The 11,810-nt window shown below is 38.4% G+C and carries 15 protein-coding genes; 8 read left to right on the top strand and 7 right to left on the bottom strand.

Translation table 11 applies throughout. The features are described from left to right. Nucleotides 1-202 precede the first annotated feature (202 nt). From Q0371_RS05520 to Q0371_RS05530, 3 genes are all read left to right on the top strand, one after another. Entirely contained in the window at nucleotides 203-586 is a 384-nt protein-coding gene (locus Q0371_RS05520) for a GntR family transcriptional regulator (protein WP_169359298.1), read from the top strand. A 3-nt stretch (nucleotides 587-589) separates the two neighbouring features. Next, complete coding sequence (locus tag Q0371_RS05525; protein ID WP_169359297.1) at nucleotides 590-1,702, top strand: DUF5808 domain-containing protein; 1,113 nt, start codon at nucleotides 590-592, stop codon at nucleotides 1,700-1,702. 113 nt (nucleotides 1,703-1,815) lie between these two features. Continuing rightward, nucleotides 1,816-2,487 carry an SOS response-associated peptidase gene (locus Q0371_RS05530; protein WP_298469234.1) on the top strand — a complete coding sequence of 224 codons (672 nt, stop codon included), beginning with the start codon at nucleotides 1,816-1,818 and terminating at the stop codon, nucleotides 2,485-2,487. Between the two features lie 91 nt (nucleotides 2,488-2,578). On the opposite strand, the gene Q0371_RS05535 is transcribed toward Q0371_RS05530, so the two are convergent. From Q0371_RS05535 to Q0371_RS05560, 6 genes are all read right to left on the bottom strand, one after another. After that, nucleotides 2,579-2,782 carry a YjcZ family sporulation protein gene (locus Q0371_RS05535; protein WP_169359295.1) on the bottom strand — a complete coding sequence of 68 codons (204 nt, stop codon included), beginning with the start codon at nucleotides 2,780-2,782 and terminating at the stop codon, nucleotides 2,579-2,581. Between the two features lie 192 nt (nucleotides 2,783-2,974). Beyond that, complete coding sequence (locus tag Q0371_RS05540) at nucleotides 2,975-3,166, bottom strand: hypothetical protein (RefSeq protein ID WP_169359294.1); 192 nt, start codon at nucleotides 3,164-3,166, stop codon at nucleotides 2,975-2,977. A gap of 417 nt (nucleotides 3,167-3,583) precedes the next feature. Then, nucleotides 3,584-4,276 (bottom strand): SRPBCC domain-containing protein, encoded by a 693-nt coding sequence (locus Q0371_RS05545; protein WP_251555383.1) that lies wholly within the window; start codon nucleotides 4,274-4,276, stop codon nucleotides 3,584-3,586. 25 nt (nucleotides 4,277-4,301) lie between these two features. Beyond that, nucleotides 4,302-4,583 carry a metalloregulator ArsR/SmtB family transcription factor gene (locus tag Q0371_RS05550; protein WP_251555368.1) on the bottom strand — a complete coding sequence of 94 codons (282 nt, stop codon included), beginning with the start codon at nucleotides 4,581-4,583 and terminating at the stop codon, nucleotides 4,302-4,304. 100 nt (nucleotides 4,584-4,683) lie between these two features. Continuing rightward, the gene (locus Q0371_RS05555) at nucleotides 4,684-4,866 is read right to left on the bottom strand and encodes a hypothetical protein (protein ID WP_240949685.1); all 183 of its coding nucleotides are present in this window, start codon (nucleotides 4,864-4,866) and stop codon (nucleotides 4,684-4,686) included. Between the two features lie 141 nt (nucleotides 4,867-5,007). Beyond that, nucleotides 5,008-5,448 carry a peptidylprolyl isomerase gene (locus Q0371_RS05560; RefSeq protein ID WP_169359291.1) on the bottom strand — a complete coding sequence of 147 codons (441 nt, stop codon included), beginning with the start codon at nucleotides 5,446-5,448 and terminating at the stop codon, nucleotides 5,008-5,010. 214 nt (nucleotides 5,449-5,662) lie between these two features. On the opposite strand from Q0371_RS05560, the gene Q0371_RS05565 reads away from it, so the two are divergent. The 3 genes from Q0371_RS05565 (at nucleotide 5,663) to nhaC (ending at nucleotide 8,553) form a co-directional block, all read left to right on the top strand. Then, nucleotides 5,663-5,857: a YwbE family protein gene (locus tag Q0371_RS05565; protein ID WP_169359290.1), complete on the top strand. Its 195-nt coding sequence runs from the start codon at nucleotides 5,663-5,665 to the stop codon at nucleotides 5,855-5,857. Nucleotides 5,858-5,917: 60 nt separating this feature from the next. Next, entirely contained in the window at nucleotides 5,918-7,021 is a 1,104-nt protein-coding gene (locus Q0371_RS05570) for an amidohydrolase (protein ID WP_298469249.1), read from the top strand. Nucleotides 7,022-7,113: 92 nt separating this feature from the next. Further along, on the top strand, nucleotides 7,114-8,553 hold the full coding sequence (gene nhaC / locus Q0371_RS05575) for a Na+/H+ antiporter NhaC (protein WP_298469252.1): 1,440 nt from the start codon (nucleotides 7,114-7,116) through the stop codon (nucleotides 8,551-8,553). Nucleotides 8,554-8,647: 94 nt separating this feature from the next. Here nhaC and Q0371_RS05580 read toward each other — a convergent pair whose 3' ends face one another. Then, nucleotides 8,648-9,883 (bottom strand): hypothetical protein, encoded by a 1,236-nt coding sequence (locus Q0371_RS05580; protein ID WP_298469255.1) that lies wholly within the window; start codon nucleotides 9,881-9,883, stop codon nucleotides 8,648-8,650. 86 nt (nucleotides 9,884-9,969) lie between these two features. Here Q0371_RS05580 and Q0371_RS05585 point away from each other — a divergent pair, with 86 nt between their 5' ends. Together Q0371_RS05585 and Q0371_RS05590 are read left to right on the top strand one after the other, a co-directional pair. Further along, nucleotides 9,970-11,082: a mandelate racemase/muconate lactonizing enzyme family protein gene (locus Q0371_RS05585; RefSeq protein ID WP_298469258.1), complete on the top strand. Its 1,113-nt coding sequence runs from the start codon at nucleotides 9,970-9,972 to the stop codon at nucleotides 11,080-11,082. Nucleotides 11,083-11,096: 14 nt separating this feature from the next. After that, nucleotides 11,097-11,783: a GNAT family N-acetyltransferase gene (locus tag Q0371_RS05590; RefSeq protein ID WP_298469261.1), complete on the top strand. Its 687-nt coding sequence runs from the start codon at nucleotides 11,097-11,099 to the stop codon at nucleotides 11,781-11,783. The last annotated feature ends 27 nt before the right edge of the window (nucleotides 11,784-11,810 follow it).

The following is an 11,810-nucleotide window of genomic DNA, read 5'->3' on the forward strand; positions in this document are numbered from 1 at the left end:
TAAGCGATGGGTGATGGCTTATCGCTCACCCCGCGGAAAGCGTCCGGCTGGGGCGAAAAATCAATTCTACTTTCTGATGTATTTGCATCATAAATCAACTCTACCTTTTAACATAGCCAAAAATAAAAACATTTTGATATACTACATATAGAACAGTGTGTTATAATATACATAGAACAAGAGGTAAATAGGAGGTCATGAAATGTTTATAGAGATAAAGCCGAATTCATCTGTGCCGATCTATTTACAGCTAGCGCAACAATTGATGGAAGGAATGGCTAGAGGAGAGCTAAAGCCAGGGGATTCCTTGCCATCTGTTAGAAGCTTTGCCGCTGATTTGGGTATGAATATGCATACGGTTAATAAGGCTTATCATCTTTTGGAAGAGAAAGATTTCATTCAAATTGTTCCGAAATCAGGGGTAATTATACAACCAAAAGGCATGGAAAAAGCAACAGATCAACAAAAGCAATTGTTAGCTGAACAGATTCGCCCATTGCTAGCAGAGGGGATGGTATTGCAACTTTCAGAGGAAGAAATGGTTGTAATGGTACGAGAGCTTGTTCGACATATTAAGGAGGGGTAAATAATGATTTTGTTGTTATTTGGATTTATTCTTTTATTTATTACGATTTTACAGGCATACATTCCAAGATTTCTAAAACCAACGATTGTTTTTGGTGTAAATGTTCCTGAGCAGCATGAAAAGGACAAGGAAATCCTTCAGTTAAAAAATAGATACACAGCTGTAGTTCTTTTTGGTGGGTTAGTTATTTTTGCGGGCTATATTGCTTGGGCGTTGCTTCAAAATCCTCAGGAAGAGGTATTGGCTCTTGTTAGTGTTGGAATTCAAATTGGTGTTCTATTTTTGAGCGTTGCCTATTACTTCATCATGCATACGAAAATGAAGAAATTAAAAGAGAAGCGTCGCTGGTTTTCCGACAAAAATGAAGTCAAAGTAGTTGATTTAGGATTTCAAGAGAAGCTTCAACTGCTGCCGAGAATTTTATTTATTATTCCCATGATTGTATCGATTGGGCTTATATTTTATACGCTTATAAAATATCCACAGATGCCGGACATGATTCCTACTCATTGGGGTCCGACTGGGGAAGCAGATGCTTTTAGTGAGAAAAGCTATCTTACTGTTATTTCCCTTCCACTAATTTTATTGATAATGCAGGTAATGTTTTTATTTACTAGCGAGGGAATTAAAATGTCGGGAACAAGCATTAGCCCTCAACGCAAAAAAACTTCCGTTAAGCAGCAGCTTGCATTTCGGAAATACTCTAGCTGGCTCTCTTTTGTCATGTCGGTAGGAGTCACCTTGCTGATGGGATATCTTCACTTACAGACAATACATCCTGAAATAACCTCATCCCTAGTTATGATTGCTTTACCAATAGGATTTTTGGTGCTTGCTTTTGCTAGTGTAGCTATTTTTACTGTAAAAGTTGGTCAAGGAGGATCACGTTTGAAAGTAGGGGAGGAAGAAGTGGTTGCAGGAAATCCTCATAGTACATCTGTAGATGATGATCGATTTTGGAAGGGCGGTATTTTCTATATCAACAAAGATGATCCAAGTGTTTTTGTAGAAAAACGCTTTGGAGTTGGCTGGTCTGTCAACTTTGCAAGACCGTTAGCCTGGTTATTTATTTTAGGACCTATCGTACTCATTATTGGTATTTCATTTCTCTTATAGAAAATGTCTCTAGAGTAAAACACTCTAGGGATTTTTTTAATTTTTGCCTGCGTTTGAACGAACAATAAATAGGAAAAGGATATAGGACAGATAACAGAAAGGAAGGTTCTCTTATGTGCGGACGTTTTAGTCTATATACGGATATGGAACAGATGAAAGAACGATTTGATGTGCAGTTTGTATCCAATGAAGAGGATTATTATCCTAATTATAATATAGCCCCTTCTCAGTCTGTCGTAGCTATTATTAACGATGGAACCAGCAATAGAATGGGGAAGCTACGGTGGGGGTTGATACCCAGCTGGGCGAAGGACGAGAAGATAGGTTACAAAATGATCAATGCAAGGTCTGAAACAGTTGATGTAAAACCTAGCTATCGCAATGCTTTTACACAACGAAGATGTATCATACCTATGAATTCCTTTTATGAATGGATCGCAAATGAAAAGGAAAAGATTCCAATGCTTATAAAAATGAAAAACAATGAACTATTTGGAGTAGCCGGAATATGGGAGACCTGGAAAAGGGAAAATGAAGAAACGGTTCATTCCTGCACTATTCTCACAACCGAAGCTAATTATTTAGTAAAGACTATTCATGATCGTATGCCAGTCATACTACCACCAGAAATGTTCGGGAATTGGTTAGATCCAAACCTTCGTGATAAAGATAGGCTTAAAGCAATGTTAAGCCCTTTTGAATCAGCCTTAATGGAGGCTTATCCAGTTTCGAAGGAAGTAAATACTCCAAAAAATAATTACGCTGAGCTCTTAAACTCATTATAAAATAACTACCTGTAACAAAAAAGACAGGCTCCTAAAAGCCCGTCTTGTGAGGTAAAGTATAGTAACTAGGAGGAACATTAACACATTTTATTTAGCAGGACTCTCCGCCAACATAACCGCCGCCGCCACTTCCGTATCCGAAAGTACCAACTACGATGATTAAAAGAATAAATAAAACAACTAATAAAGCGAATCCAGAACCCATGCCAGCTCCGCCGCCTGGGTAACCGCCACCGCCAGTGTTACCGCCGTATCCACCGCCGTAGCCACCACCACAATAATTTGAATAACTCATTATTAACACCTCCTCCTCGCTAAGAGTTATCTTATTTATATGTAGAGGGATAAGGTTAGACTGATGAATATGTAACGATTTTTCATATTATTTTTTAGGCGATACGAAAAAATGTTGGGGTTCACTGGTATTGACGGGATATGGTGAGGTCGGACAGGTAAGCAAAACTGTAAAATAATAAAAAACGAGCAGTTATGACTGCTCGTTTGTAACTTCCATCGTCTCTTCGGTAACCTTCCAATGCTTAGAAGGAATAATATTATTATTTAACTTTAGAACAAATTTATGGGCATCCTCATAAGTTGTAAAAGTTTTATTGAATTGGCTGTTGGAATTTTTCAAGGTCTCTGTTGTACCATTGATTTTGCGAGTGATTAGAAACATAGGTACACCTCCGCCTATCACTATTTTGTTATAATTTATTATACCGACAAAAACATATAAAAGGTATAAATATACAAATTTATATTATAATTGTTACTGTATTGTAATATAGTAACCAAATATTAAAATAATAAATAATTATGACTATAAAAGTAATTTATTTACAATGTAGTAGTTTTTATTTTACGGAGATGTTATAAGAACTGAAGTACTGTTTTAAAAACCAATGCAATGAGTTGGAAGGAAAGTACTTAAGAGGGTAGGTCTTATAAAACGGTAGGTGGCGAAGCGAGCGGGTTGATGGATAAGGCTTTACGATTAGTGACGAGAGATGGTCTGTTGCTAGTCCGACAGATATCCTCATAACAAAAAGTAGGCTCTCGAAGGAGGGCCTACTTGGATTCCAATATAGCGAAATTAATTGGAATGACCAAAACCAATCGTATGAAGGCTAACCGGCAGTTCCTGCCCATCTCGAATAAGAGAAATAATTAAATTTTGCCCGGGATCACATGAAAATACATAACTTTCCAAGTCGTCATAGCATTGAACCGTATTCCCATTTACTGCTGTAATCACGTCATCTACTTCTAGTAACCCATCAGCAGGAGTAGAGGCTATTACTTGAACTACTTTAGTTCCTTCTCGCTTATCTGCAGTACGATGCAAGACACCAATCCAACTTTTCCAAAAGTTTTTGCGTAAATCCACTTCCTTTTCTAATACACTCTTAAGGTTTAACATGAACTGATAAGTACCAAAAAGCATATTGTCCATTTCCATTAAGCCGATGTCCCCAGCCCAAGAGCCTGTATATTCAATGGAGACAAGGACACCATCTGCTTCAGAGGTAATGGTCCATGTGGTCAATTGCTTGTCGTTCCCTTGCAAAATGAGTTTTTGTTCTTCCTCTAACTCTATAATAGTTCCAACATAGCTAGCGCCCCACCCATAATCTAGGGTTACCTGTCCGCCGATACTTATATCCATTTCGCAACTTCTGGTTTCCCAGGCATTACGTTCGTCTGCTTGCGTAAGTGCTCTCCATACCTTCTCAGGTGTAGATTTTATGAAGATTTCCTTTTGAACCGACTGAACGACTTTAACCAATTTTAATCCTCCTCTAAATAGTTTTTTAGCTTGTGAGCTTATCCTCTAATATCAAACCAATCTCTTCTTGCAATTTTTTATAGTGAACAGCAAAATTGTCTTGCTTTAAACGATAGAGGCGATATTTTCCTTCTCTCCTTTCCTCAATTAATTCCTCTTCTAGCAATATAGTGAGGTGTTTTTTTACTGCAGGCTGGGAGATTGGGAAATGATCAACTAGTTCGGTTTGAGTACATTCCTTTTGAGACAATATGGTGAGGATACGACGACGTATGGGATCTGCTATTGCTCTGTAAATGTCCGTCAAAAAATGACCTCCTCAACACATAACCTTTTGGTTATATGTAAAATATACAATATTGGATAAGCGGTGTAAATATATAGTTGTAATATTTTAGTTAAATCGTTTAAGACTTACTAGTGTCTGTCTTCTCCATTAGCTTTCTTACATTTTCTTTTGGGTTCCAACAGTTGAATTTATGAGAGGGTTCAGTTTGAAAGCCTAATCTTTTGCATTTATAATACATGCCTTTAGTCGTTTTTTCACTGCTAAAATGAATGCAAGTTGCACAGCAATGGAAATCCTTCATCCTTTTACCTCCTATGATGTAATGATCTGTTTATATTGTTCAGTGATTTACGATACGGGGGATTTAGCTGGGGGAGGGGTGTAATTTTGTTATTTAAAATAGGCCTTGGAAATAATCACCCCAAGACCTAAAATATCTAACTTAAGCTTCGTCGAATACTTCGACTTTTTCCATTTTGTCGCCATTTTTCATAGCTTTTGCTACTTCTAAACCGCTAGTTACTTTACCAAAAACAGTGTGAACACCGTTTAAATGTGGTTGTGGTTCGTGAACGATGAAGAATTGGCTTGACCCAGTGTCTTTTCCAGCGTGAGCCATAGAAAGGCTTCCAGCTTCGTGTTTGTGAGGATTTCCAGCAGTTTCACATTTAATAGTTTTACCGCTTCCACCCATACCAGTACCAGTTGGATCGCCACCTTGGCTTACAAAACCAGGAATTACACGGTGGAACACTACACCATTGTAAAAACCACTGTTAGCTAATTCTTCAAAGTTAGCTACTGTGTTTGGTGCTTCGTTTGGATATAGTTCAAATTCAATTTTGTCTCCAGATTCCATAAGGAAATAACCTTTTTTCGCCATTATAAAACACTCCTTTTGTAATGAAAATTCTTTCACAGTATAGCATGAAGTCTTGCTTTTTCCAAAGAACATAGCTGTTATTGGCATGTGCAGTGTACTAAATATAAAATGACGACCATTTCTTCTAAAAACTTACTAAGGAAAACCGGTTTCAATTAAACAAATGGATGTAAGCATGATATGAAAGTGGTACGATACAAAAAGAGGTGATTATATGAACGGACAAAATAGAAAAGACATTCACGCAGGACTAGAAGTTTATATTATTTTGAAGAAGGATCAGCGTACCGGTAACAAAACAAAAGGAATCGTTCAAGATATTTTAACGAATTCATCCTTTCATCCACACGGTATTAAAGTAAGACTCACAGATGGTCAAATTGGCCGTGTGTGTGAAATCATAAAGTAAAAAGTTGGGGCTTCAAAAGAGATCTAAAAATAAAAAAGTGTAAAGGGAGAATGAGAAAAGATGCAGGTAGAATCTCAAATTTTAGAGTGGTTTGAACATTTTCATAAATACCCCGAAGTTAGCTGGAAGGAATTCGAAACAACGAAAAAAATAACAGAGATCCTTGATTCGCTCCACGTATCATATCGATTATTTGATGATGTTACAGGCCTCCTAGCAGAGATAGGTGAAGGGGATGAAGTGATCGCAATTCGTGCAGATATAGATGCTTTGTGGCAGGAGGTGGACGGGGTTTACCGCGCCAATCATTCCTGCGGTCACGATGCTAATATCTCTATGGTTTTAGGAGCCCTTCTTTTACTCAAGGATGAAAAATTAAATAAACGTATTCGTTTCATCTTCCAGCCTGCAGAAGAAAAAGGAAATGGTGCGAATTCTATGGTTGATAGAGGAGCGCTTGAAGGAGTTACGCATCTCTTTGGTGTGCATTTAAGACCGATAGAAGAACTACCTTTTGGTAAGGTTTCACCAGCAATTCACCACGGAGCAGCTATGTTTCTTGAAGGTAAAATTAAGGGAATGGATGCCCATGGAGCCAGACCTCATCAAGGGCAGAATGCAATTGATGTAGCAGTCGCTATACATCAATCCTTAAAGAATTTATATTTTTCTCCTTTTGAGGCATATTCCGCTAAACTAACTAAAATTCAGGCTGGCGGTGAGAGCTCTAATATTATTCCTGGTACAGCTAGCTTTTCAATTGATGCACGTGCTCAAAAGAATAGTGTGCTAAAACAGATGAAAGTACAAATTGAAAAGAATTTACATGCTCTTCAAACTCTTTTTGATATAGATATAGAATGGGAATGGCAGGATATCACTCCAGGAGCAGAAGTCTCCAATGAGGCTGCTTTAATAGCTAAAGAAGGTATCATAGAAGCGATAGGAGAAGTTAGCCTGGCGGAAGAGGTTATCACATCTGGTAGTGATGATTTCCATTTTTATACGATTAGACAGCCAGATTTAAAGGCTACTATGATTGGGGTCGGTGCAGACCTTTCTCCTGGTCTTCATCATCCACATATGTCTTTTGACCGTAAAGCCCTTTATATCGGCGCTCAAGTCCTTATGAAAACGCTTTTACAAGTTGCTAAAAAAGATTGACGAATTTTTAATAAAAGATTAATATATCTCTAATAGCGACTAATAAACGACAATTATAAATTGTCGAAAAAGTCGTGAAGGGGTGAAGTGGAATGGTAGAAAAGAAGGAACAAACAGAGAAAAAAGAAATGTCATTAATATGGGCGATTACGCCTTTAATAGTAATGATTATAACAATGGTTATTGCTGTAGTTAAGTTGGAGCAAGGTCCTCACATTCCGCTAATAGTCGGTACAATCGTAGCAGCTTTTGTTGCTTGGAAGCATGGCTTTAAATGGAATGATATCGAAGAAATGATGTATAAGGGGATTAAACTAGCACTACCAGCAGTAGTCATCATTATATTGGTCGGCCTTATTATTGGGGCATGGATTGGTGGAGGCGTAGTAGCCACCATGATTTATTTTGGACTAAAAATCATTACTCCGTCCTTCTTCTTAGTAACTATTTGTGTGATTTGTATGATTGTTTCTCTGGCCATTGGTAGCTCCTGGTCTACAATGGGGACTATCGGGGTTGCAGGTATGGGGATTGGTCTAAGCATGGGGATTCCAGCAGCTATGATTGCGGGCGCAGTTATTTCTGGAGCTTATTTTGGTGACAAGATGTCGCCACTTTCTGATACTACCAATCTTGCAGCTGGTCTTACAGGGACAGATTTGTTCGTACATATCCGACATATGTTTTATACAACTATACCAGCAGCGGTAATTGCGTTAGTAGCTTACGGTCTGTTAGGAATGAAATATAAAAATAGCAGTATTGATCAGGAGAGCATCCAGCAAACAATAGGTGTGCTTGATCAAAGCTTTGTAATATCTCCATGGTTATTGTTAATCCCGTTAGCAGTAATTGTATTAGTTGCTTTAAAGGTACCAGCTATACCAGCTTTAGTAGTTGGTATTTTACTAGGATTCCTTTCTCAAATTTTTATACAAGGGGGAGACGTAGCATCAGCTGTTAGCGCTCTTCAAAGTGGATTTGTAATTGAAACAGGTAACACAATGGTGGATGAACTATTTAATCGTGGTGGATTGGAGTCCATGATGTATACCGTGTCGATGACCATTGTGGCGATGACATTTGGTGGGATTTTAGAATTTTCAGGTATGCTTCAATCTATTATGAATCAAATTTTAAAGCTAGCAAAGACTGCTTTTTCGATGATAGCTTCTACTATATTAGCTTGCTTTACAACGAATGCGACATGCTCTGAGCAATATATCTCCATCGTTGTGCCAGCAAGAATGTTTTCTAAAGCATATACGAATATGGGGCTTCACTCTAAAAACCTTTCTCGTGCTTTAGAGGACGGAGGAACGCTGACTTCGGTGTTCATCCCTTGGAACACATGTGGTGTTTTCATTTTAGCGACACTTGGAGTAGGTGCCTTTGAATATGCACCATATGCAATATTAAATTATACAGTGCCTATTTTATCTATGATTTTTGCAGCAGTAGGATACTCTATTGTGAAAATTACAGAGGAAGAAAAGCAAGAAATTTTAAACAGAGAGATTGCCGAAGCGTAAAAAAAGAAAGTTCAGTGACAAGCTGAACTTTCTTTCTTTTTTATAGGTTCATGATCGAATATGGATAAAAAGATTAGCTGATGCCCATACACATTTATTGGTAGGTAGGAAAATTAAATTCATAGATCGCTCGCGGGCGTCCTTGCTGGTACGTCATTTCTTCCCCAACAATGGATGCATACCCGTGGTTCAACAGCTTCTTTAGTATCCTTTCGGTAGTCCTGCGGCTGACCTTTAAAAAGATTTCTAAATCATGTGCCGTAAACGCAACGGAATGATGGAGGCGACTAAAAAGCATAATTTTAGATAGATTTGCTGGACTTAATGTTGTTTCCTTAGCCAATACAACGAGTCTAGGATCGCTCGTTCTTAAATTGATCTTGTTCTCTTCCTGGAAGAGTGGGTTAGTCAATTGTTTTTTCTCATTCATAAGGAAGACTGTATTTTCTGTTGCATGTGCTAAAGCATCTTTTGCATTTGCACTTGCTTCTATTGCTGTCGTTCCATAACCAAAGGCAATACGAATTGGTGTACTAAAAAGCTCAAGCCAATTATTAACCTTATTGTGCTCTAAGGCTTGCTGAACTTTACCTTGAGTAGTGAATAGCAAATAAAGGAGGTCATCGGCTTTCACAATAGAAGCATCAATTGAATCTGTAATTCTTTGCAATGCTGATGCCGTGTTCATGTCTTGTTCGGTAAGGGAGATGGAACAAACGGCAATCTTAGCAGCCTCACTTTTTGCTAGCAACGCCAATGTCTTAGTTTCCTCAATCGATTTTAAAATAGAGTTTTTAGGGTCAATCATTCGTACAACAGGTACGCACCTTTGTACCAGTACCTCATGTACAGCGTGCACTGAGGTAATAGCCAATTTGGTTTTTCCTGTCCTTTGAAGATTTATATGAAAGGAAACCACTTCCTCTAAAGAGAACGCCGGATCTATTTGCTTAAGGAAGGGTACTGAATCGGTTTGATTAATATCCTGTAGGACACTCTCTACAAGGGCAGGTTCTATTAAATCCATGGATATTTGTTGTATAGGAGTGCTATAGGTTGCTAATAATGTAGTAGCAACAGAAGTGCCGTCCTGTTTTAGATAATAGGAAGGTACCGGCAACATTTCTCTCTCCTGTTTTGCATAAAGGTAGGGAAGCGAACCGGAGAAGAATACAGCATCGCACGGTTTGATATTTTTTAGTAGTTCCTTTGCTTCTTTTGGAGTATGATATTGATAATAATCCAAACGAATGGAAGGTATTTCTTGTTCGAAAAGCTTTAAGCGGTTTATAAAATTTTCGGAACCAAGTACTGCTATACGTGTTTGCATGACACCCTCCTTTTTTACAAAATTAACGACTATTTAACGACAACTATAACTAAATAATATAAAAATGTAAAGGAAGTTAGAAAAATATGAAAATTAAAGAAATAGAAATTTATGCTATTAGATTACCATTAATTGACCCATTTATCATCAGCTATCATACTTACGATGATATGCCTTCGCTCATAGTTAAGCTAACAACAGAAGATGGTTTCATTGGATATGGGGAGGCAGTAGCAGACGAGCATGTAACAGGGGAAACGTGGGAGAGCACTTATGCGATGCTGAAAAATACGTTAGCACCGGCGTTGATTGGAGAAAATCCAATGGAGTTTGAGCGACTTCATGAAAAAATGGATAAGGCGGTTTATCAAGCTCCAGCAGCTAAAGCAGCTTTAGACATTGCTTGTTACGACGTAGTAGGTAAAAAACTAGGCGTTCCTGTCTACCAATTGTTAGGCGGACGGTATCATGAAAAATTTCCGGTAACTCATGTTTTGAGTATAGGGACACCAGAATCGATGGCAAAAGAAGCAGAAAAACGTATGAAAGAGGGCTATACTTCGTTTAAAATGAAGGTAGGAACAGAAGTGCCTTCTGATGTACAACGAATCCAAGCCGTTAGAGAAAAAGTGGGTAATGGGATTGCTATCCGAGTGGACGTAAACCAGGGGTGGAAGAACAGTGCCAACACGATTTCTGCCATGCGTCAGCTGGAGCATATAGGATTAGATTGGCTAGAGCAGCCTGTTATGGCAGATGACTTCAATGGCATGGTGGAGGTCAAGGCAAAAACTAGTACTCCCCTCATGATGGATGAAGGGTTGAGAGGAATACGAGACATGCGTGAATTAATAGAAAAACAAGCCGCGCATAAGGTGAATATCAAGCTGATGAAATGTGGCGGTATATATCCTGCTATGAAGCTCGCTCATATGGCAGAAATGGCTGGACTTGAATGCCAGATTGGCTCAATGGTGGAGTCTTCCATTGGTTCAGCAGCAGGTTTTCATGTAGCATTTTCTAAAAAAGCATTTACGAGTGTCGAATTGACCGGCCCACTTAAATTCTCGAAGGACGTTGGAAATTTACGCTATGATGTCCCATTTATTAAACTTAATGAGCGCCCAGGTTTAGGAATTGATGTGGATGAAAATATGTTAAAAGAGTTAACCGAGTTCTCCGTAAAAGTCATGAAGTAAGAGGAAGTGTGTCAATGAAAGAATGGACTGTCAGTCTAGGGGAAAAAGATTATCCAGCTAGAGAATTAACAACGAGCAACATGGAACAAATTTTAGCGTTACAGAGCGTTGTTCTCCAACACTTAGAGAACAAGGAGTTTTTACAGCCCCTCACAAGAGAGGAGTTTGAAGATTCTCTTAAGCATCGTTTAATGGTAGGAGTATTTGCTGGTGAGGAGCTAATTGCGTTTCGTACCCTTGCAATCCCGGTAATGGATGAGCATCATCTAGGATATGATATCGGTCTTTCCGAAGCAGAATTAGGTGATGTGGTTTATCAGGAAATTACAAATGTCCATCCAGAATATCGAGGCTACGGTCTTCAAAGAAAACTAGCAGACCTAGTAATGGAGCTCCTGCAGGATTCTCCGTACATCTACATTTGTGCGACAGTAGCTCCATTTAACTTTGCCAGCTTGAAGGACAAGCTTAGCCAAGGAATGGTTATTAAAGCGCTTAAACGTAAGTATGATAATATGTTACGTTACATATTTTGCAAGAGGCTCGACGGAAATGCCTATATTGTATTTGGTGAAAATCAGATGAATATAAAAATGTCTGACATAGAGGAACAGCAAAAGCTACTTAAAGCAGGCTGGGTAGGCACCAACATTCTACAAAAAGAAGAAGAGTGGTACGTAGTCTATAAAGAAACGATTTAAAGTAATGGGAATACCTTTAGAGCTATA

This window comes from uncultured Psychrobacillus sp., assembly GCF_938022135.1.
Taxonomy (GTDB): domain Bacteria; phylum Bacillota; class Bacilli; order Bacillales_A; family Planococcaceae; genus Psychrobacillus.